21 protein-coding genes are annotated in these 22,168 nt (G+C 36.2%); 15 read left to right on the forward strand and 6 right to left on the reverse strand.

Translation table 11 applies throughout. From position 1 onward, the window contains the following. Window positions 1–129 precede the first annotated feature (129 nt). Genes F5ESL0237_RS02535 through tsaE form a run of 3 tightly spaced genes read left to right on the forward strand, consistent with a single transcriptional unit; the run spans window position 130 to window position 2,306 of the window. Window positions 130–825 carry a uracil-DNA glycosylase gene (locus F5ESL0237_RS02535; protein ID WP_090093120.1) on the forward strand — a complete coding sequence of 232 codons (696 nt, stop codon included), beginning with the start codon at window positions 130–132 and terminating at the stop codon, window positions 823–825. A 10-nt stretch (window positions 826–835) separates the two neighbouring features. After that, window positions 836–1,822, forward strand: coding sequence for a phosphate acetyltransferase (pta, locus tag F5ESL0237_RS02540; protein WP_122024545.1), 987 nt, complete (start codon window positions 836–838; stop codon window positions 1,820–1,822). 1 nt (window position 1,823) lies between these two features. Continuing rightward, window positions 1,824–2,306 carry a tRNA (adenosine(37)-N6)-threonylcarbamoyltransferase complex ATPase subunit type 1 TsaE gene (tsaE, locus tag F5ESL0237_RS02545; RefSeq protein WP_122024546.1) on the forward strand — a complete coding sequence of 161 codons (483 nt, stop codon included), beginning with the start codon at window positions 1,824–1,826 and terminating at the stop codon, window positions 2,304–2,306. Window positions 2,307–2,397: 91 nt separating this feature from the next. Here tsaE and F5ESL0237_RS02550 read toward each other — a convergent pair whose 3' ends face one another. Beyond that, window positions 2,398–2,931, reverse strand: coding sequence for a 3'-5' exonuclease (locus F5ESL0237_RS02550; RefSeq protein WP_122024547.1), 534 nt, complete (start codon window positions 2,929–2,931; stop codon window positions 2,398–2,400). 97 nt (window positions 2,932–3,028) lie between these two features. On the opposite strand from F5ESL0237_RS02550, the gene murB reads away from it, so the two are divergent. From murB to F5ESL0237_RS02590, 8 genes are all read left to right on the forward strand, one after another. Further along, a complete protein-coding gene (gene murB, locus F5ESL0237_RS02555) occupies window positions 3,029–3,928 on the forward strand; it encodes a UDP-N-acetylmuramate dehydrogenase (RefSeq protein ID WP_122024548.1) in 900 nt (299 codons plus the stop codon). 33 nt (window positions 3,929–3,961) lie between these two features. Continuing rightward, a complete protein-coding gene (gene cdaA / locus F5ESL0237_RS02560) occupies window positions 3,962–4,807 on the forward strand; it encodes a diadenylate cyclase CdaA (protein WP_122021498.1) in 846 nt (281 codons plus the stop codon). Further along, window positions 4,804–5,781, forward strand: coding sequence for a YbbR-like domain-containing protein (locus tag F5ESL0237_RS02565; RefSeq protein ID WP_122021499.1), 978 nt, complete (start codon window positions 4,804–4,806; stop codon window positions 5,779–5,781). Before cdaA ends, F5ESL0237_RS02565 begins: the two co-directional genes overlap by 4 nt. Before the next feature lie 24 nt (window positions 5,782–5,805). Then, a complete protein-coding gene (glmM, locus tag F5ESL0237_RS02570) occupies window positions 5,806–7,155 on the forward strand; it encodes a phosphoglucosamine mutase (protein WP_122024549.1) in 1,350 nt (449 codons plus the stop codon). Window positions 7,156–7,369: 214 nt separating this feature from the next. Further along, window positions 7,370–9,181, forward strand: coding sequence for a glutamine--fructose-6-phosphate transaminase (isomerizing) (glmS, locus tag F5ESL0237_RS02575; RefSeq protein ID WP_122021500.1), 1,812 nt, complete (start codon window positions 7,370–7,372; stop codon window positions 9,179–9,181). 90 nt (window positions 9,182–9,271) lie between these two features. Then, entirely contained in the window at window positions 9,272–10,087 is an 816-nt protein-coding gene (locus F5ESL0237_RS02580; protein WP_122024600.1) for a Cof-type HAD-IIB family hydrolase, read from the forward strand. Between the two features lie 24 nt (window positions 10,088–10,111). After that, the gene (locus F5ESL0237_RS02585; protein WP_090093134.1) at window positions 10,112–10,549 is read left to right on the forward strand and encodes a CopY/TcrY family copper transport repressor; all 438 of its coding nucleotides are present in this window, start codon (window positions 10,112–10,114) and stop codon (window positions 10,547–10,549) included. A gap of 26 nt (window positions 10,550–10,575) precedes the next feature. Then, a complete protein-coding gene (locus tag F5ESL0237_RS02590) occupies window positions 10,576–11,295 on the forward strand; it encodes a hypothetical protein (protein WP_122024550.1) in 720 nt (239 codons plus the stop codon). 120 nt (window positions 11,296–11,415) lie between these two features. Here the strand turns inward: F5ESL0237_RS02590 and F5ESL0237_RS02595 are convergent, their stop codons facing one another. Beyond that, on the reverse strand, window positions 11,416–12,561 hold the full coding sequence (locus F5ESL0237_RS02595) for an IMP dehydrogenase (RefSeq protein WP_122024551.1): 1,146 nt from the start codon (window positions 12,559–12,561) through the stop codon (window positions 11,416–11,418). A gap of 293 nt (window positions 12,562–12,854) precedes the next feature. Between F5ESL0237_RS02595 and add the strand changes: the two genes are divergently transcribed. The 3 genes from add to F5ESL0237_RS02610 all read left to right on the forward strand — a co-directional run bounded on the left by add (window position 12,855) and on the right by F5ESL0237_RS02610 (window position 16,308). After that, a complete protein-coding gene (add, locus tag F5ESL0237_RS02600; RefSeq protein ID WP_122024552.1) occupies window positions 12,855–13,880 on the forward strand; it encodes an adenosine deaminase in 1,026 nt (341 codons plus the stop codon). A 130-nt stretch (window positions 13,881–14,010) separates the two neighbouring features. Further along, window positions 14,011–14,382, forward strand: coding sequence for a cupredoxin domain-containing protein (locus F5ESL0237_RS02605; RefSeq protein ID WP_122024553.1), 372 nt, complete (start codon window positions 14,011–14,013; stop codon window positions 14,380–14,382). A gap of 18 nt (window positions 14,383–14,400) precedes the next feature. Then, the gene (locus tag F5ESL0237_RS02610; protein WP_122024554.1) at window positions 14,401–16,308 is read left to right on the forward strand and encodes a copper-translocating P-type ATPase; all 1,908 of its coding nucleotides are present in this window, start codon (window positions 14,401–14,403) and stop codon (window positions 16,306–16,308) included. 95 nt (window positions 16,309–16,403) lie between these two features. Here the strand turns inward: F5ESL0237_RS02610 and F5ESL0237_RS02615 are convergent, their stop codons facing one another. The 3 genes from F5ESL0237_RS02615 to F5ESL0237_RS02625 are packed head-to-tail and all read right to left on the reverse strand — an operon-like array spanning window position 16,404 to window position 18,626. Continuing rightward, window positions 16,404–17,126, reverse strand: a complete 723-nt coding sequence (locus F5ESL0237_RS02615; protein ID WP_122024555.1) for an antibiotic transporter permease — start codon at window positions 17,124–17,126, stop codon at window positions 16,404–16,406. After that, window positions 17,126–17,860, reverse strand: a complete 735-nt coding sequence (locus F5ESL0237_RS02620) for an ABC transporter permease (RefSeq protein ID WP_122021508.1) — start codon at window positions 17,858–17,860, stop codon at window positions 17,126–17,128. The genes F5ESL0237_RS02615 and F5ESL0237_RS02620 overlap by 1 nt, the downstream gene beginning before the upstream one ends. 1 nt (window position 17,861) lies before the next feature. Beyond that, the gene (locus tag F5ESL0237_RS02625) at window positions 17,862–18,626 is read right to left on the reverse strand and encodes an ABC transporter ATP-binding protein (RefSeq protein WP_122024556.1); all 765 of its coding nucleotides are present in this window, start codon (window positions 18,624–18,626) and stop codon (window positions 17,862–17,864) included. A 413-nt stretch (window positions 18,627–19,039) separates the two neighbouring features. On the opposite strand from F5ESL0237_RS02625, the gene F5ESL0237_RS02630 reads away from it, so the two are divergent. After that, window positions 19,040–19,195 (forward strand): GrpB family protein, encoded by a 156-nt coding sequence (locus tag F5ESL0237_RS02630; protein WP_122024557.1) that lies wholly within the window; start codon window positions 19,040–19,042, stop codon window positions 19,193–19,195. Between the two features lie 201 nt (window positions 19,196–19,396). Here the strand turns inward: F5ESL0237_RS02630 and F5ESL0237_RS02635 are convergent, their stop codons facing one another. After that, complete coding sequence (locus F5ESL0237_RS02635; protein ID WP_122024558.1) at window positions 19,397–22,168, reverse strand: FtsX-like permease family protein; 2,772 nt, start codon at window positions 22,166–22,168, stop codon at window positions 19,397–19,399.

Raw genomic sequence — 22,168 nt, forward strand, 5'->3', positions numbered from 1 at the left:
AAGGTAATAAATATTCTGTCTATTAAGATTATATTTGCTAAAGAAGCGCTAAAATTATTCAGCTTCTTTTCGATAACAATTAATTTCATGATACCATAAAAGCTAATGAAAGCGAGGACGTTTTACAGAATGAAAAAATATATCGGCAATGACTGGGATCAAGTCTTAGCTCCAGTATTTGCTAGTAATGAATATCATAAGTTACATGAATTTTTAAAAGTAGAGTATGCAACTAGGCAAATTTTTCCAGATATGTACCATATTTTTACCGCTTTTAAATTAACCCCTTTTACTAAAACTAAAGTAGTAATTCTTGGTCAAGATCCATATCATAACCCTGGTCAAGCAACTGGGCTGAGTTTTGCCGTAATGCCTGGCATCTCGTTACCGCCATCATTGGTTAATATTTACCGTGAATTGTATGATGACGTTGGCTGTGCGCCAGTTAATCATGGTTATTTAAAAAAATGGGCTGATCAAGGTGTTTTACTGCTTAATGCCGTTCTAACCGTGCCTTTGGGTCAGGCAAATGGTCATCAAGGTAAAGGTTGGGAGCAGGTGACTGATGCAGCAATTAAAGCACTTAGTGATCGCGGAAAAGTGGTCTTCATTTTATGGGGAAGATACGCTCAAAATAAGATTAATTTAATTGACCAAAATCGTAATTTTGTGATTAAATCAGCTCACCCTAGCCCATTGTCAGCTAGCCGTGGCTTTTTTGGGTCCCGACCATTTTCACGTTGTAATGCTGCTTTGAAAAAATTTGGGACAGGTCCCATTGATTGGCAGCTACCGGCAGAAATTAAACAGATAGACTTAGCATAAGGAATGAAAAATGAGTATTTTTACATTGTTAGAAGACAAATTAAAAAAAACGGGCGTAAAATATCGCTTAGTGTTTCCTGAAGGAAATGAGCAAAAGGTTCTGGAAGCAGCCAGTAAATTAGCTGCGGGATCAATTGTTGAGCCAATCTTATTAGGTAATCCCCAAAAGATTATGACTACTATTAGGAGCAGCAAGTTAACTTATCCGCAACCAAAAATTATTGATTATCAGCATGATTCAGCAATTAGTGAATTAGTACCAGCCTTCATTGCTGCTCGCGGTAAAGAGGTGGATGAAGCCGATGTGTTACGAGCACTGAATGATGCTAATTATTATGCAACAATGCTAGTCAAAATAGGTAAAGCTGATGGAATGGTTTCTGGAGTTGCTCATTCTACAGCCGATACTGTCCGACCAGCTTTACAATTAATTCATACAGCTGCAGGGATGAAGCGAGTTTCTGGTAGCTTTATTATGGAACGTGGAGCAGAAAGGTATATTTTTGCAGATTGTGCGATTAATCCTGAACCTGATAGTAAAACTCTAGCTGAAATTGCCTATCAGTCAGTTGCCACTGCACGTATGATTGACCTTGAACCACGGGTAGCTTTTTTAAGTTTTTCAACTAAAGGTTCAGCTAAGGGGACTATGGTTGACCGCGCAGCGGAGGCTTATCAAATATTTGCTCACGCTCACCCCGATATTCTTGCTGATGGGGAATTGCAATTTGATGCAGCCTTTGTACCTGAAGTGGCTAGAAAAAAAGCGCCGACATCTCCGCTTAAAGGGCGAGCTAATATTTTTATTTTCCCAGAATTACAGTCAGGTAATATTGCTTATAAAATGACGCAGCGGTTAGGAAATTTCACAGCGATAGGGCCAATTTTGCAAGGAATTGCGCAGCCCATTAATGACCTTTCAAGAGGTGCTAGTAGTCAAGATATATATAATATGGCAATATTAACTGCTGCTCAAGTAAGTGCAGAGGGTGAGTAAGATGAAATTAACTGTAAATTCGGCAGCTGAAATGAATAAAATCGGTGCAGCTATCGCTCTGACAGCTAAGCCACATGATCTCTTGCTTTTAAAAGGTGATTTAGGTGCAGGCAAAACGACGTTAACGCAAGGAATCGGTCGTGCCCTTGGAATTAAGCGCCCAGTAAAGAGCCCAACTTTTACAATTGTTCGGGAATATCGCGAGGCACGTCTGCCCTTTTTTCATATGGATTTTTACCGTTTAGAAAACGACGATTTGTCCTCAATTGATCTAAACAGTTATCTAGCTGAACCAGGCTTAGTTGTGATCGAATGGCCCCAAGTGATTAAAGCACAATTACCAGAGTATGCTTTGCAATTGACTATCCGCCGTGTTGATGATCAGTGGGATTCGACTAAAAGAACGGTTGAATTTGAAGTGCAGGGTGAGCGTGCTAAACAATGGTTAGCGGATATTTTAGTGCAGCTTAAATCCATTAGCTAAAGTTTAAATTTTTAGCTTTAAAATATTTTATTAGTAAAAAGAGTTAGCATTGGTCAGTGCTAACTCTTTTAATATGGCCGATTTCTAGCCTTCATACTTGTTCAACTAAATTCTTAAGTGCCTCGTCACCAAATTGCTTATTTTGGGCAATCAAAATTCCGGCACAAGCTTCACTGTCGCTTAAGGCATTGTGATGATGCCATAGTTCAACTTGAAGTGCTTTAGCTACTGTATCCAATTTATGGTTTGGCAAATCAGGCTCAAATAACTTACTAGTTTTAAGTGTATCAAGAACGAAATAATGCGGTTCGGCAATATCATAACGTGCTAAGCTTTTACGCATGACATTAGTATCGAAACGAGCGTTATGTGCACACACTAACATACCAGGTTGGTATAAATCTTTAATTTGAGGCCAGACTTCAGCCATTGTTGGTGCCGTTTTTACTTTATCTGCGGTAATATCATGTACTTGAATATTACGACTGTCAAATGGCATTTGTGGATTAATCAAGGTATAAAAGCGGTCGATAATTTTATTATCTCGCACCATTACAAGTGCCAGAGAACAAGCACTTTCAGGCTGCCGATTGGCAGTTTCAAAATCCATAGCAATAAAATTCATTTTTTCTCCTTAAATAATTAATTTTAGTATAACATAGAGTGAAGCAAATGCCTTAATGCGGTAAAATAGAAAAAGTATTATAAAGGGGATTTTAACGGTGGAGTTATTTAATATAGAACAAGTAGGAACTAAAATTGAGAAACAAGTTCCGCTAAGCAAATATACTTTTACTAAAACAGGTGGTCCAGCAGAATATTTAGCTTTTCCTCAAACCATAACTGAGTTAAAGGAACTAGTACGTTATACATTTGAAAATGAGATACCCTTAACTGTAATTGGTAATGCATCTAATTTAATTATCCGTGATGGTGGAATAGATGGTTTAGTGGTTATTTTAACTAAAATGAACCAAATTAAAGTTACAGATAAGCAAGTAACAGCTCAAGCTGGTGCACGTATAATTGATACTGCTTTTACCGCAGCTGAACATGGTTTAAGTGGACTAGAGTTTGCCGCTGGGATTCCTGGTAGTGTAGGTGGAGCTGTCTTTATGAATGCAGGAGCCTATGGTGGAGAAACTTGTGCGGTAGTGAAAAATGTAAAAGTTTTGACACGCAAAGGTGAGTTTAAAGTATATTCTAATGAAGAAATGAAATTTGCTTACCGACACTCACTTATTCAGGAAAATGGTGATATCGTAATAGCTGTAGATTTTACTTTAAAAAGGGACACCAAAAGTAAAATTTTAGCTGATATGAATTATTTAAATGCCTTGCGTAAGTATAAACAGCCACTAGAGTATCCGTCATGTGGTAGTGTTTTTAAACGACCAAAAGGTCATTTTGTGGGCCCAATGATTATTGAAGCTGGCTTACAAGGTAAGCAAATTGGGGGGGCACAAGATTCCATGAAACATGCTGGTTTTATTGTAAATAAAGGCAATGCCACTGCTACTGATTATTTGGATTTAATTCACCTGATTCAACGTGTAATTAAGGAAAAGTTTAAGCTGGATTTACAAACTGAAGTTAGAATAATTGGAAAACCCACTGAATAAAAAGTAAATCTCTAATAGTGGAAAGGAGCAGAGATGAATTTTAATGTTGGCAACATCTTTACTTGGAATAACTTGTCAATTATTCTTGACGTATTAATCATTTGGTTCTTAGTTTATCATTTGGTTATTTTAATTAGGGGTACTAAGGCAGTTCAACTAGCCAAGGGTATCGTCTTAATTTTTATTGTCCGCATTATTGCAGGTGTTTTACAGCTGCACACTACAACGTGGTTGATAGATCAAATTGTTTCTTGGTCAGTCATTGGTATCATTATTATTTTTCAACCTGAAATACGTCGTGGACTTGAGCATTTAGGACGATTACCAATTTTTGGTGAGCGCGAAGATAGCGAGCGTAATGAATCGCTTAGGTTTATTAATGAACTTGATAAGGCTATCCAGTACATGTCTAAAAGGCGGATTGGCGCCTTAATTACCTTGCAACAAGAGACTGGACTTGATGATTATATCGAAACAGGAATTAATTTAGATGCTCGTGTTACAGGTGAATTATTAATTAATATTTTTATTCCTAATACTCCACTACATGATGGGGCAGTAATTATTAATCAAGACCATGAAATTGCGGTCGCAGCGGCTTATTTACCTTTATCAGATAGTACGATGATTCCTAAAAGACTTGGTACTAGACACAGAGCTGCTGTAGGTATTTCGGAAGTAACTGATGCAATTACGATTGTAGTATCTGAAGAAACCGGTGGCGTAACTATTACTCGTAATGGGCGGCTACTTTTGGATATTAGTCGGGATGAGTATATGAAGTATTTAACTGCCGCGCTTGTTCCTAAGAAAAATAATAATGAAAAATGGTATCAAAAGGCTTTGCGTAAAATTTGGAAATGGGGTGCTGACCGATGAAAGAATTTTGGCGCAAGGCATGGTTCATTCGTTTAGTTTCACTCTTAATTGCTATTTTACTGGTAATTTATGTAAATTATACTCAAAGTGGATTTTGGACACAGGGAGAACCTGAACGGACTAAACAAACTGCTAATAAAACGCAAACTATTAAAGTTCCTTTGCAAGTTTCGGTTGACACTGATAAGTATTATGTGATTGGTTATCCTGAAAAAGTTAGTGTTACTTTAGAAGGCTCGACGGCTTTAGTTACATCAATGGTCAATACCCAAAACTTTCGAGCATATATTGATTTAACTAATAAAAATATTGGTCGGCATACGGTTAAAATAAAGATTACGGGAATGAGTAAACAGGTATCATATTCTGTTAATCCTAAAACAGTAAATGTGAATATTCAACGACGAAAATCTACCACAATGCCTATACAAACAGAGTATAATAAGGGAGCAGTCGCCCGTGGATATAGGTTAGGGGATGTTAGCATTTACCCACAAGAAGCTGAAGTAACCGGTGCTCGTAGTGAAGTTGACCAGATTGATCAAATAATAGCTAAAGTAGTTTTACCTAATGGTATTGATCATACCTTTGAACGGCAAGTCAGTTTGATTGCTGAAGATCATAAAGGACGTCAGCTCAACGTAGTCATCGAACCGGCGACTGCTAAGGTAATAATTCCAATCACAATTGCTCAAAAAATGATAAAAGTTGAATTACAACCAATGCATGAAAAGCAAAATAAATTATACTCGATTAGTACTAGAAGTAATTATGTTACTTTGTTTGGGACCGAAGAGGCTTTGACTAAAGTGAAACACTTGAAAGTACCGCTTGATTTAAGCAAGATTAACAGTTCAACGACTAAGTTAGTGAAGTTAAAATTGCCTCAAGGTATAGTGAAGGCTGATCCGAGTCAAGTTAGTGTGGATCTAAAAGTCGAGAATACGAATAATGAAAAAATTAAAGGTAAATAATGGATAAGGAAGGTTGTTTATAAAATGTTGAAATATTTTGGTACAGATGGTGTTCGTGGCGTAGCTAATCGAGATTTATCTCCTGAGCTGGCATTTAAACTAGGACGTGATGGGGGTTACATCTTAACTAAGAATACTAAAAATGAACAGGCGAAAGTCTTAGTTTCAAGAGATACTCGGGCTTCCGGACAAATGCTTGAATATGCTTTGATTTCAGGATTACTTTCAGTGGGAATTGAAGTATTAAAAGTTGGTGTAATTACTACTCCAGGTCTATCATATTTAGTTAGAGCACAAGGAGCTGATGCTGGCATTCAAATTTCAGCTTCACATAATCCAGCTGAAGATAATGGTATTAAATTTTTTGGTAGTGATGGCCTAAAATTATCTGATGAGATGGAGGAAGAAATTGAAAAATTAATTGATAATGAAAAAGATGCCTTACCACGTCCATCAGCTGCGGGACTGGGTTCGGTAACTGATTTTCATGAAGGCAGTGCCAAATATCTGCAGTTTATTGAAAATACTATTCCTGAAGATCTCAATGGTATTAAAGTAGTTATTGATGGCGCTAACGGAGCGGCAAGTAGTTTAATCTCACGCTTATTTGCTGATTGTGGTGTTGACTTTACGACCATTGCTACTCATCCTAATGGCTTAAATATTAATGACCATGTTGGTGCAACGCATACTGAAAAATTACAAGAAGAAGTGGTTAAGCAAAAGGCTCAATTAGGCTTGGCCTTTGATGGCGATGCTGATCGTTGTATTGCTGTAGATGAAAATGGTCACGAAGTTGATGGTGATCACATTATGTACATTTTAGGTACTTACATGGAAGATAGTGGACGCTTGAAGGATGATACAATTGTGACCACTGTAATGAGCAACTTGGGATTTACAAAAGCTTTAGAAAAACATGGTATTAAGAATGTACGTACGCAAGTTGGAGATCGCTATGTTTCCGAGGAAATGAGAAAGCATGGCTATAACTTAGGTGGTGAACAATCTGGTCATGTAATTATGAGTGATTATCATAATACTGGGGATGGGATGCTAACTGGTTTACAGTTAATGCTAGTAATGAAAAAAACGGGTAAGTTACTGACTGAGTTATTAAAAGACTTTAAAGACTATCCTCAATGTCTAGTAAATGTTCCAGTTACTGATAAACATAGTTGGGAAAATCATCAAGCGATTGCTGATGTAATTAAGAAAGTTGAAGCAGATATGCAGGGAGATGGCCGGGTAGTGGTTCGTCCTTCTGGCACACAATCATTATTACGGGTAATGGCTGAAGGTCCAACACAAGAAATAACCGATGCTTATGTAAAGCAAATTACTGATGTAGTTGAAAAAGAGATGGGTATTTAAATTTTATAAAGTGATAAAAAAGCAGACCAAACACTGAGAAAATGTGTTTGGTCTGCTTTTTATTTTTAGATTAATACAAAATATTTCATTTAGTATATACCAATTTAGATAATTTAGCTTGACCAACTTTAATAAAAAAGCTATTATTCCTTTTGTTACAACTAATATTTAAAAAACCAATTTAACAAAATTAAATATACCAAAGGAGAATAATATGTGTGGAATTGTTGGTCTCGTAGGTAAAGAAGCAAAAGAAATCGTGCTAAATGGTCTAACTAAGTTAGAGTATCGCGGCTATGATTCTGCCGGAATCTATTTGAATGATTTGGCGGGTAATGAATATTTGACTAAGACTACCGGTAGAATTCAAAATTTAAAAGAGCAAATGCAAACAAAAGAGCAAGGATTAGTAGGAATTGGGCACACTCGCTGGGCTACACATGGCGAGCCCACTGATAATAATGCTCATCCTCAATTTGATCAAACGAAACGCTTTTATATGGTTCACAATGGGGTAATTGAAAATTATCAGGAAATAAAAGATGAATACTTAAAAAATGTAATTTTTAAATCAAATACGGATACTGAAGTTATTGTTCAATTAATCAGTAAAATTGTTCAAGAACAGGAGTTAGATACCTTTAGTGCACTAAAACAAGCTTTGAATTTAATTAAGGGTTCATATGCAATTTTATTAGTTGATAATAAATATCCTGATCATATCTATATCGCTAAAAACAAGTCGCCGTTAATGTTAGGTTTAGGCCATAATTTTAATATTATAGCTTCAGATGCTCTTTCAGTTTTGGATCAAACAAAAACTTTTATCGATATCCAAGATGGTGAAGTTGGCGATATTACTAAAAATAACTATAAATTAGAAACACTTGATGGAAAAGCGGTGGCACATCAGTCATATCAAGTTAATATTGACCCTAATGCTGCAAGTAAGGGAACTTACGAATTTTATATGTTAAAAGAAATTTGTGAACAACCAACTGTTTTACATCATTTGGCACAAACTTATCTCGATCAGTCTGGTACACCTCAAGTTGATCCGAAAATTACCACTGGTCTATCTCGTGCTGATCGTATTTATATTTTTGCTGCAGGTACAAGCTATCATGCAGGTCTAGTTGGCAAAGAAATTATTGAAGAATTGACAGAGATACCGACCGAAGTTGCTTTTGCTTCAGAAGCAGGATATCATTTTCCAATCTTATCGCAGCATCCTTTCTTTATTTTTCTTTCGCAATCTGGAGAAACGGCTGATTCTCGGGTGGTTTTGCAGGAAGCAATAAAGCGTAAAATTCCTTGTTTAACTTTGACTAATGTTCCCAATTCAACTCTAGCCCGTGAAGCTAATTATGCAATGTCGCTCGAGGCGGGGCCAGAAATTGCAGTAGCTTCAACTAAAGCTTACATTGCCCAAATTACAGTTGAAGCCATTTTGGCTAAGGCTGTAGGTGAGAAGTTAGCTAAAAAAAGAGCGAAAGATTTCTTGTTAAAAGAAAACCTTGCCTTGGCTGCTGAAGGAATTGAGCAGGTTCTTTCGACCCAAGATAAAATTGCTCAACTAGCCCGAAAATATTTAGTACCATCGCGTAGCGCATTTTATATTGGACGGGGAATTGATTACCCTGTTGCTTTAGAAGCAGCATTAAAATTAAAAGAAGTTTCGTATATTCAAACAGAAGGTTTTGCAGCTGCAGAATTAAAGCACGGTACGATTTCATTAATTGAACCCGGTACGCCGGTAATTGCATTAATCAATGATCCATTAACTGCAGATTTAATGCGCGGAAACATTCAAGAAGTTATTGCCAGAGGGGCAAAAGTAATTACTATTGCTAGTCAAAGTTTGGCTAAAACTAATGATGATATCGTTTTGACTAATCTTAATTATTATTTAAGTCCACTTATTTCTGTTGTAGCGGCACAGTTATTTGCCTACTATACTTCTAAAATAAAAGGACTAGATGTTGATAAACCAAGAAACTTAGCTAAAAGTGTTACCGTAGAATAAAGTATATCTAAATAAAAAGAAAAGGTCGTAAGTAATTACGACTTTTTGTATAATGAAGCTAATAATGCTAAGAAGTGGGAGGAAAAAATTTTGGCAATTAAAATAATTGCAGTTGATTTGGATGGAACTTTGCTCACAAGTAATAATCAAATCTTACCTGAAACTGAAAGAGTGTTAAAGCAGGTAAGTCGTCAGGGAATTAAAGTTGTTTTAGCAACAGGTCGTCCTTTATCTGGTGCAATGCCCTATAATCAACAATTAGAATTAATGGGAAAAGACCAATATGACATTGTTTTTAATGGTGCAGTAATTCAAGACTTAGCTGGTAACATTTTAATGAATCAAAAGATGGGCTATCAAGATTTTACTAATATGTTACGTTTACAACGTTTAGCTCATGTGAATTTACATTTTGAAACGCCTGATTGCTTTTGGACTTGTGATCGAGATGTAGGAACTAACTTGGCAAATAACGGTGCAGTTACTAACAATATGATTAAAATTAGACGACCAGAAGAAATTCCGCAAGCTTTTTCTTTTAACAAGATTGGTTTCAGTTTAATTGATGATCTTCAAGAAATGGACAAACTATGGAATAATATTCCTGAATGGGTATTTAAGAAGTACGATGTAGTAAGAAGCTTTGCAGAAATCATTGAAATCAATGACAAGATTGCTTCTAAGGGTAATGCTTTAATCCAATTAGCTGATCGCCTTAAAATTCAGCAAAAAGACGTGATGATTTTTGGCGACCAGGGTAATGATATTTCAATGTTTTCTAACCCCAACTTTAAAAAAATAGCGATGGGTAATGCTATCGAATTAATTAAGGATAAAGCTGATTATGTAACTGCTGATAATAATCATAATGGAATTGCCAAAGCAATAAAAAAATTTGTTTTGTAGTAAAATAAAGTAGAGTTGATTATTATGGTAGAAAAAAAGATAGAACATAATGTTTCAGAAGCTGAGTGGGAAGTAATGCGGATTATTTGGACCCTTGGTGAAACTCATACTGGTGACGTGATTGAACAACTGCAAACAAAAAAGCATTGGTCAGAATCAACAATCAAGACTTTAATGGGACGTTTGGTCAAGAAGGGCTTACTACAAACGCGCAAAGATGGGCGACGGTTTGCTTATTCGGCGACAGTTAGTCAAATTGAAATGATGATTAAGGTGACTAACCAATTAATGGATCATATGTGTGATATGCATAAGGGTCAGGTATTGATTGAAATACTAAAAGGGCTGCCCCTATCTCAAAGTGATATTGCAACTATTGAAAATGAGCTTATTTTAAAAAAAGCCCATGCACCTAAAATGGTTCCTTGTAATTGTTTAGCTTCAGGTCAACACAATTGTTAATCAAATTAATAATTAGGAGGTTATAAATGAGAAAGTTTGGCAGTATTTTAATGCGTTTGGTATTTACTGTTTTGTTATGTGTATCAGGATTTTTGTTACTGGAAAGTCCAGTAATTATGGCTGTACCTAATGTCCCGCAAATGGCTAAAACACTTATTCAAAAGAGTATTGACCAATCAGATAATGATAGTTTTAAAGGTACATATCGGTTGGCTAAGGAATTGGGCGTAGAAGATAAAATTCTAGAACAATTGCCGCGCAAATACCACCAAAATATATCTTATGTTAGTATGTATAACCTTAGTGTTACCTATCGCGAAAATGGAGAGTTAACCGCAAAAAATTTAGCGCTACCGGCTAATAACAAAGTACAAGAAGCGGTAAATTATGTAATTATAAATAACATTAATGATAACCTTAAAAAGAATAAAAAAGATGTTAACCAAACTATTGCTATCTTTCATTATTGCTTCTTTGGTTTGATTATTCTCTTTGCAATTGCTATTATCCTTGTTTTATTTGGTAGATGGTGGGCATCAATTGCTATTTTGCTAGCTACTGTTGGCTCTTTTGGAGCCTTACAGTTCTACAGTAATAATGTTTTGCATAATTTACAAACGCAATATCATGGTATCACGTTGACCACTTCGTCTGCACTTTGGTTAGGATTAGCCATCGGGTTGGTTGCTCTGATTCTCTGGCCACCAATTTTGAAAATTACGAAAAAAAATGGACATGATAATTAAAAATGTTAAATGACTAATTAGCTAAATAACCGCTAGTCTCAGAGACTAGCGGTTATTTTATTGCGTTCTTAAGAAATTCAAATTTAGACTATTTGTACTGGTCTAACTTATTAGCAATAATTACTTAGTATAATTTGGTGCTTTTTTAGTAATTTGGACATCATGGGGGTGAGATTCACGTAGTCCGGCATTAGTAATACGTATAAATTGTGAATTTTCCCGTAAGTCAGTGATTGAAGCAGCACCAACGTAGCCCATACCTGAACGTAAGCCACCAAGAATTTGAAAAATAATGTCCGAAACATCACCTTTATAGGCAACCCGAGCTTCCACTCCTTCTGGCACGAGTTTATTAGCTTCGTTAACACCACCTTGGAAATAACGGTCAGATGAGCCATGAGATTGGGCCATTGCGCTAACTGAACCCATCCCGCGGTATGCTTTATATTTTTGCCCATTACTTTCAAAAATTTCCCCGGGTGCTTCAGTGGTGCCTGAAAGCATACTACCAAGCATTACCGCATGTCCACCTGCGGCCAGGGCCTTAACAATATCGCCAGAATATTGCATACCACCATCTGCAATGATTGGTTTATGATATTCTCGCGCTGCAGTAGACGTGTCGTAAATAGCAGTGATTTGGGGTACGCCAACCCCAGCAACTACCCGAGTAGTACAAATTGAGCCCGGGCCAATTCCTACTTTAACAACATCAACACCTGTATCAAAGAGGGATCTGGCTGCATCACCAGTTGCAATATTGCCAGCAATTAAAGTAGTTTGAGGGAAATGCTCTCTAATTTCTTTGATTTTGCGAAGAACACCTGCTGAATGCCCATGGGCGGTATCAATAACAATTGCATCGGCGCCATTTTCAAGTAAAGTAGCAGCGCGTTCAAAGGTATCACTAGTAACTCCAACGGCAGCAGCTACTAGCAGATGATTGTTTTGATCAATGGCTGCCTTAGTAAAATTATTTGGGACAACGACATTTTTAACATTGGCAACTTCACTGGCTTGAGCTGTAATTGACATGTTCTTATGAATGACTCCCAACCCACCTTGTAAAGCAATTGCGATTGCCATGGCACCTTCTGTTACAGTATCCATTCCGGCGCTAATAATAGGAATGTTTAGCTTAATATTTGGTGCTAGTTGCGTGTGAAGATCAACTTCATTAGGTAGAACGTGACTTTCAGCGGGAATTAATAAGACGTCATCAAAGGTTAAACCTTCTTTATTAAATTTCGTTGTCCAATTTGACATTTAGTGCACTCTCCTTACTTAGAATTATTAAAGTTAAATTGATTACACTTTACTAGGGAATTGCATGGCGGTCAAGTGCTAATTTTTAATTAAATTAAACTTTGCATGTAAACCGAACAAAAAAATGGTTTTTATTTTTATTGTAAACCTTTAAGCAAAGTGATATTATTTTTTTAAATCAGAAATAAGTAGTTATATTTCTTGTGCTAAGTTAATTATATTTACTGAAAAGCGATTGCTTAAATGTTTATTTAGGTATAAATAATAAATTTAAGAAAAAGAAAGAGGAGCAAATGAATAAAGAATTGACCCGTGAATTTATTGCTGGTTTACCTAAAGCCGAACTACATGTTCATATTGAAGGAACGCTTGAACCAGAATTAGAATTTACCTGTGCGCAACGTAATCAAATTGATATTCAAGCTAAGTCACCGGCTGATATAGATCATAGCTATGGTTATGGTCTAACGGAATTCTTGAAGGCCTATTACCGTGGTATGAAAGTTTTGCGTACTGAACAAGACTTTTATGAAGTAACTTGGTCCTTTTTACAAAAGATGGCTCAAAGTAATGTTAAACATGTTGAGTTATTTTTTGATCCTCAAGCTCATACTACTAGGGGGATTGCTTTTGAAACTGTGATTGAGGGGATTCACGCCGCAATTGTGGATGCGCAAGCTTTAGGAGTTGATACGCAATTAGTCATGTGTTTTTTACGTGAGCTTTCCAAACAATCTGCATGGGAAACTTTAGCATCAGCTAAACCATATCATGAAAAAGGTTGGATTATTGGGGTGGGGCTTGATTCAGCTGAACACCATAATCCGCCTTTAAAATTTATGACTGTCTTTGATGAGGCACAGCGACAAGGATATTTTTTAACCATGCATTGTGACCCTAAGCAAGTTGATTCGGTTGAGCATGTTAAGCAAGCTCTTGAAATTATTGAAGTTAATCGGCTCGACCATGGTATGAGTATAGTGCAAAATACGGATTTAATGGAATATTTAATTAGTCAACAAATTGGGATTACCGCTTGTCCAATTGCTTATTATTATACTCGTAAGGATATGGAGCAAACGGCTATTATGGAATTGTTTGCTAAAGGTGCTGTAATCAGTCTTAATTCTGATGATCCTTCATATAAGGGCGGCAATTATATCAATGATGTTTATTATAAGTTTGGTCAAAAATGTGGTTGGGGTGAAGATGAGATTGTACAAATAGCTCGAAATTCTTTCCAGAGTGCGTGGATTAGTCCTGAAGCTAAAGCTAGCTATTTACAACAGATTGATGCTTATTTACAAAATTTGGGTTAAAGCTAAAAAAGGTTATTCTAACTAAGAATAGCTTTTTTTATAAACAATTTTGTTTACATCTGTCGTCATATCCTGTATATTTAACTTAGTTTACAAATGTAAATACTGCTTTTGCTAAGGAGAGTACATTATGGCTAAAATTATTATTTTAATAACTGGTCTAGCAGGCATCGCTTTTATTGCTTGGTGGTTTTTTGGTCAACATCATGTGCAAACAAAACAGGCCAAAATGGCAGCCAATAAACAAAGTATTGATATCGAAGTTAAGGGTGGCTATTCACCAGAAAAAGTAATTTTAAAGCAGGGCATTCCAGCGACTTTAAATTTTAAACGTTTAGATTCAGCAAGTTGTTTGGATCATGTTGTATTTTCTGATTTTGGAATTAATCAAGTATTGCCTCAAGGTAAAGTTGAACAAGTTGAAATTGATACCAGTAAACCTGGTGAATATGATTGGGAATGTAGTATGAATATGTTTCATGGTAAAGTTATTGTAAAGTAAATTTGCGGGAGATTTAATATGAAAATTACAACACGATTTTGGACGTCGTTAATCCTATCAATACCAATGTTGTTAGAAATGATCATTCATCCCTTCACGGGTTGGATGCTCCCGGGTGGTAATTGGACAATGTTTGTGCTTACAAGCATTATTATGTTTCTTGCTGCTGGTCAATTTATCACAAGTGCTTGGGCTGCTTTTTTAAAGCATCATGCCAACATGGATACATTGGTTGCGCTTGGGACATTAACGACTTACATTTATAGTGTTTATGCAATATTGACTAAGCGACCGGTTTTCTTTGAAACGGCCGCTTTTGTTATTACATTCGTTTTACTAGGTCAAGTGTTAGAAGAAAAAATGCGTAGCAATGCTTCTAGTGCTATAAGTAAACTAATTAACTTAAATGCAAAAAATGCTCTGGTTAAACGTGGGCAAGATTTTATCCAAATTCCCGTTAGTCAAGTCGTTAAAAATGATTTAATCCAGGTAAAACCTGGTGAAAAAATTCCGGTTGATGGAAAGATAATTTCAGGTTCATCAAATATTGATGAGTCAATGATAACAGGTGAAAGTATGCCTGTGACAAAGACAGTTGGTGACCAGGTAATCGGAGCAACAATCAACCAAACAGGCTCGTTTGTTTTTACAGCTGAAAAAGTTGGTAATGATACAATGCTTGCTCAAATTATTGCAATTGTCAAAAAAGCGCAAAATAGTCATGCTCCAATTCAAAAGTTAACCGATAAAGTGGCTAATATTTTTGTACCAACTGTATTAATTATTGCTATTGCTACTTTTGTTGTTTGGAATGTCTTCTTAGGACAAGACATTCCAACTGCACTTAATTATGCCGTTGCTGTAATGGTAATTGCCTGTCCTTGTGCCCTAGGCCTGGCTACGCCAACTGCTTTAATGGTTGGAACTGGCCGGGGAGCCAAGATGGGAATTTTGATCAAAAATGGTGAAACTCTTGAAGCTGCTAATCATATTGGAACAATGGTTTTTGATAAAACTGGCACGTTGACCGAAGGTAAACCTGAAGTAACTGATCTAATTGGTAACAAGCAACAGGTAGTGCCAATTGCTGCTGGATTAGAAAAGTTATCGGAACATCCACTGGCGGCTGCAATTATTACCTATGCCAACAAAGAAAAGATAGTACCTGCAGTTGTTAGTGACTTTCAAGTTCTAGAGGGCCGCGGCGTTTGTGGTAAAATTGGGACTGAATCTGTCTACATTGGTAAATTAATAGCTGCTGCTAATTTGAAAATTTCTGTAAGTCTGGCCAATGAGGCAGAGAGATTAGAGACAGCAGCTAAAACGGTTGTTGCTGTTTCAGTTCAAAATGAAGTCATTGGCTTAATTGCAATTCAAGATGCGCCAAAAAAGAACGCAAAAGAAGCGATTAGTGAGCTTAAGCAAATTGGTTTGCAAACCGTAATGTTAACTGGTGATAATCAAAAAGTAGCACAGTCAATTGCCGAGCAAGTCGGCATAAATTGGGTAATCGCTGGTGTCTTACCCACCGATAAATCAGATGTTATTAAAAAATTGCAAGAAAAACACTATGTGGCTTTTGTCGGTGATGGTATTAATGATGCGCCCGCATTAACACAAGCAAATGTTGGAATTGCAATGGGATCCGGTACAGATGTGGCAATAGATGCTGGTGGCATTGTTCTAATGAATAATGATTTACTAGCAGTTGTTCGTGCACTCAAGTTGAGTCGGAAAACTTTTCAACGAATAAAACTCAACTTATTCTGGGCATTTATTTATAATGTTTTAGGCATCCCGATTGCCGCTGGCGTTTTTGCCGGAGTTGGTTTGGTTTTAAGTCCAGAGATTGCGGGTTTGGCAATGGTCTTTAGTTCATTATCAGTTGTTATTAGCTCGGTTTTATTAGGTAAAAGTAAAATATAAATACTTAAGTGATAGCAAAAAGCGAATACTGTTAACAGTACCCGCTTTTTATTTGAGCCATTTTTTAGCTTAAGTTAGAAAAAGTAATAATTTGCTTAATTATATTTATGATGTCTGGTCTTTAACACATGTTTGCTCTGTATGATATAAGTTATAATTCCAATTATTAACCAAATTAGCGTAACTAAAAGACTGCTGCGTAAAGCGGCATATTTAAACTTAATTAAATTAATAGGACCATAAAAAGGGAAGAGTAGAGCAATTTTTTCTAGCCATTTGGGATAGGCCGAAATAACTACTAAAATTCCGGCAACTAAACTCATTACCGAACTAATCAGATTTGACAGAAAATATGGGTCATTCATTTCCCAACTAATGGCCCAAGCAGTAAAGCCTAAAATTATGCCAAATAAACATAGTAAGGGTAAGACTAGGATAGTGCGATTAATAATTACCAGTGGGGCACCAAAAATTAGGGCCAGGATTAAGTTAGATGTTGCTAGAATAAAGCCAGCTATCAAGGCTACGAAAACTTTATTTGTCCAGTAATGTAGGCTAAAAGGCCGTTGGGCAATCATTTCGTAGTCAATGCCTAAATTGGCATCGGTAATTAGTGATTGGGTCATGGTCGTCATTGAAAGATTAGTGGCATCAATGGCAATTGATGCTAAAACGATGGACCAGTTAAAGTGACCGGTATATTGCATATTAATTAAAACTAAAAGGATCATGTCAACAAAAGGTGTGATAAAAAAGTAAACTAGGATAGTGCGCCAATTTGCTAAAAATGATAATGATGAAAATTGTGTTTTAAGCATCAGATTAAATTTAATTCTCCCTTCTTACGTGCCAACTGGTTAATTTTTTTAACCATTAAAATTATTAAACAAAACCAAATTATTAAACTAGAAAAATAAGCCGACCAATTAAAGGTTGAACTAGTGCCAGTTAAAGTGGCTATTGGAGTTGTCATGGGAATAAACCACTGGGCGATTTTTATAAATGGCCGCAAAAAATTAGGATTGCCAAAGAGTCCTGAAAGTAGAACAAGTGGTGTACCAATCAAACTTTCATAAGTAATGGCATTGGGAGTGAGGGTAAAGAAAGAGGCAATAAAAATTCCCATAGTTGCCATGGCTAGCCATAATAAAATAACAGTTAAACTAAACTTGAAAGTAATTGCGTCAGTTGTAACCCCTAAAAGTTGGGCAAGCAACCATGCTAGCGGAAAAGCTGCTAAGCCATAGGTTGAAGCTGGTAATAATAAAGCAATTAAAGACAAGCGTTCATCGTAAGCGTTATTAATTAAATAAGGTAAAGTTCCCTTGTATCTTTCAAAGCCGATACTGCCAGCAGCAGTGGTACAAGAAGACCACATGCCAAAGATTGCACTTTGTAACCATACACTAGTGTTGGCTAATTGATGATTGGCATAAGCGAGCGTATATTGTACCAAAAAGATGGACAGGGTACTCGTCAAAGTCAAAGTGACAAAATATTGATCTGACAAATATTCTTTAAAATGGAACCAAAACAGGCGGACAAATCTCATTTTATTTCCTCCGCAATTCTGGTGCTAAGGCTAAGTATGATTCTTCTAAGGTCGCAGGGCGGTCGATATGGCTCACCTGTGACTCTTTAACAATGTCTTCAACTGTTCCAGTAGAAAAAATGCGCCCAGCACCAATTAAGATAATTTGGTCAGCTAAAGCCTCTACTTCAGACATGGTATGGCTGGTTAGTAAAATACTAATGCCAAGATCAGAAAGATTCTTAATTGTATCGCGAATGCTTTTAGCAATTTCGACGTCGAGTCCGCTAGTTGGTTCATCGAGCAGAAGCAGTTGCGGATTACCTAAGAGTGCGCGCGCAATATGCAGCCGCTGCGTCATACCTTTAGAAAATTGCCCGACTTTTTTCTTCGCCACGTTGCTTAAATTAACAATTTCTAGTACACGAGTGATTTCAGTTTTTTGCTGGCGGTATGGCACTCGCGCCAAATCGGCAAAGAAAGCAAGATTTTGGGCGGCAGTTGCTCGATGGTAAAAGCCGAGCTCACCGCCAAAAGAGACACCTATATGCGGGTGATGGGTTGTGCCAATAATATTTTGCCCATTAAGCAATACTTGTCCCTGGGTTGGAAGTAAATAGCCGCCAATAATTGATACAATCGTTGTTTTACCAGCACCATTAGGACCAAGTAATGAAACGATTTGTCCTTTCTTAATGTTAAAAGAAATATCTTCAAGGGCATGAAATTCTTCATTTTTGCTATGATAAATCTTTTTTAAATGTTTTACTTCTAAAATATTTTCCAAAATAAATTCTCCAAAATTAGTTGTAAATTTAAGTGTCACTATTAAGGAAGGGTGACATCATGATTTTACAGGTTAAGTTGAAGATCTTTTGTTGATTTACATTAAAGCTTTGTAAAAATTATAACATAAAAATATTATTTGGCTATTTAAATTAATTAGTTTTTTATTTTAAGGGTAGAAAATGACATCTCTAAAATATTTATAACAAGTAACAGTTGGTCAAGTTAAACAAAATCAGTTGGTTAAGTTGGTTAAATATGACAGTAAATGGTCCCCAATTTTTTCAAATTAATTCAACAGGCTTTGGTTCTACTGCGGTTATGGGACGCAGGTCTAAGCATTTTATTGGGTGTTGCTCATCCTAGTGTTGAAGTAAGTTATGCTCTGCAATTACAACAAGCTGGTTATACTATATGAATTTGGGAGTCGGAATTGCAAGAGCATCGAATGGTTCTGATGTACACCTTCATGTATATGATCTGGCTGGTCAAGAAGTTAAAGACTTAATCCTCTTTGGTGATTGGTTTAAAAAAAATAAGACCAATCGGTTAAAATATCAAGAGTTTTAAAAAAACTAGCAACCCGGTGCTGGCCAACGGTTCAAGATGATGCTGATGCAAAGGGACCATTGATATATAAAATTAAGCAACGAGCAATTAATAATTGTAAGAAAGATTGAATGATATAAATAATAATTAAAATAAAGAAATATTAAAAGCCAGATCCAATCTAATTTAGAATCTGACTTTTAAAATTAACTTCTTTTAAGCCTAATCAACCGATTTTAGGGCTTCGAGCATTTCTAAATTTTTCAACTTATTGTTGACAATAAACCCAAGAATGAGCGTGACGATACCAATTACTCCTAGTGGCCACAAAAAACTTGAAGCAGATAGAGCCGGATTAAACATGACATTAGCTGGTGGTACGACATAAAGAATATAACGGTAGAGTAAATCGCCGATAAAGTATCCGATTAGAATACCGATAATTGTTAATAAAATAGTTTCACGATAGATATAGAGGGTAACTTCATTATTATAAAAACCTAGTACTTTAATCGTTGATAATTCGCGAATACGTTCTGCAATATTAATATTGGTCAAGTTGTATAAAATAACAATTGCCAAAAGTCCAGCGACTACAATCAAGACAACCATAATCATGTTCAAAGATTGGACGACTACATCTAGTTCTTGACTGATAGCAGTATTTTGAACAACATTACCAACGCCAGCTAAATTCATAAATTTAGCAGCAATTTTTCTGGTATTAGCTGGCTGACTATCTTTTAAGTTAACCAAGTAAGCATTGGAAGTATATTTTTTAGTAAAAATATGTTCGTACTGTCTTTGATTCATAAAGATAAAGTGTCCCATGTACATTTCACTTATCCCTGCAACTTTCATCGTACGTTGCTGATTATTCTTGTCAGTCAAAGTAATCTGGTCACCTTCTTTAATTTGCAATAAGTTGGCTAAGCGTTCAGAAATGATGACACCGTTATTGTCTAAAGTAAGGGATTGGTGACTGCGGCGATTATTTAACTGGACATATTTTTTTAGCTGCTGACTAAATTTAGGTGCAATTAAGGTTATTTCTTGGGTATCACCATTTTTTCCGGCAACTTTGGTCATTGATTCATAATAAATAGGCATTTCAGCAGCAATGTTAGTAGCATGCAATTTGGTTTTAATTACTTTTTTTTGTTTAGCGGTGACGGGTGCTTTTTCAGCCACAATCAGGTTATAGTGGATTAATTCAGAAAATTGGCGCTCATTCATGTTACTAATTGAATTTTTTACGGCAAAGCCCGCAAATAAAAGAGTAGCTGCTCCACAAACACCAAAAATTGTCATCAACATTCGTTTTTTGTAACGAAAAATATTACGAGCAGTAACTTTATGAGTGAAACTCAACTTGTTCCAAATTAAAGGGCAACGTTCAAGTAAAATTTTAGAGCCAGCGGCTGGTGGCTTAGGTAAAAGTAAAGCCGCTGGCTTTTCTTTAAACTCATTTTTGGCCGTTAAATATGCAGGTAAAACGGAACTAATCCACGATAATAAGAGAGCAATCAGGCTAATTTGCCAATAAAAATGTTCTTCAATTGCTGGAAGGGTAATTGACTGATAATAAGCGTGGTAAACAATTTGCGGCAATAATGTATGGCCTAGATAGACACCAATGATTGTGCCGATTGTCCCTGATAAGAAGCCATAAAAAACAAACTTACTAATGATTACCGTATTGCTGTATCCAAGTGCTTTTAGTGTGCCAGAATTTATTCTTTCTTCATCAATAAAGCGATTCATGGTGGTAAAAGTAACTAAGGCAGCAACAAAATACAAGAAAATGGGAAAAACTTTAGCTAAGTCTTCCACTACTTGAGCCACCGTAGTATAAACGACAGTTCCTTCACCACCTGGTAATTCGCGGCGGTTGTAAACACTATAATTTAAAACTAGCGCCTTAATTTGCATTTTTGCGTTAGCAATTTTCTGAACACCAGTATTAATTTTTCTTTGAGCAGTTGCTGCTTTTTGTTCTAAAGTATAGCTTTGCTTTTGCAACTCTTGCGTTTGAGTGTTTAATTTAATTTGTGCTTGTTGCAAATTTGCCTGCATTTGTGGTGAAGTTGCTTGGCTAGCTTGCTGTTTGAGTTTGCTTTCTTGTGAGCTTAACTCATTTTGGGCAGCTATCAGTTGTTGCTTAGCAGTGGCTAACTTATTGTGGGCCAATGCCAAAGTTTGTGCTTTTGCCTTTAGCAGCTGTAAGCCCATTTTTTTAATGCGTTTTTCGCGTTGAGGTGTTTCTTCTTTTAGAACTTGTTGTGCAACTTTCTTATGTTGACCTAGGCGTTTAGCATATATTTTGCCATATGAGTCAAGCCCCCTTAAATCCTGATAAGTCAGGTTGGCTACTGTGTAAACAGTCTGATTAAAAGCTTGAGGCATGGCTACTGCATAACCTTTAAGCTCTCCAGTACCGCTACTACTTTGACCAAGATTAACATTAGAAAGAATTTGACTTGAGCGAACAAAGCCAACAATTTTAAAATTTTTATTTTTTAAAAAAGTAGTTCCTAAAATATTCTTTTTTTCATGAAAGCTAATTTTTGAGCCCAGTTTATATTTTGAACGATAGTAATCAGTAATGGCAACTTCATCTGACTTTTGAGGAAGATGCCCTTTGATGACTTGATAAAGTCCAACCTTTTGGGGTTTAGAAAAGATGCGAAAGCTAGCGTGACTATTTTTTAATACAGTATCAGTCATATAACCAAATTCTGCATTTTTAAGTCCCTTAAGCTTACGTATTTTTTGTGCGTCTTGTTTATCAAGCCCATAATTAGAAACAATGGTTAAATCAGGTGTGTTTAATTTTTGGGCATAATGATTGCCGGTTGCTCGCATATTAGGTCCGGTGACAAACAGTCCTACAAGAGCAAAGGAACCGATGAGCATTAGACCCATGATTGACAAAAACTGCCCTTTAGTTTGTATAATAGATTGCCAAAAATCTTTCCAAATTATTTTTTTCAT

This window comes from Lactobacillus sp. ESL0237 (assembly GCF_003692985.1).
Classification (GTDB): Bacteria; Bacillota; Bacilli; order Lactobacillales; family Lactobacillaceae; genus Lactobacillus; species Lactobacillus bombicola.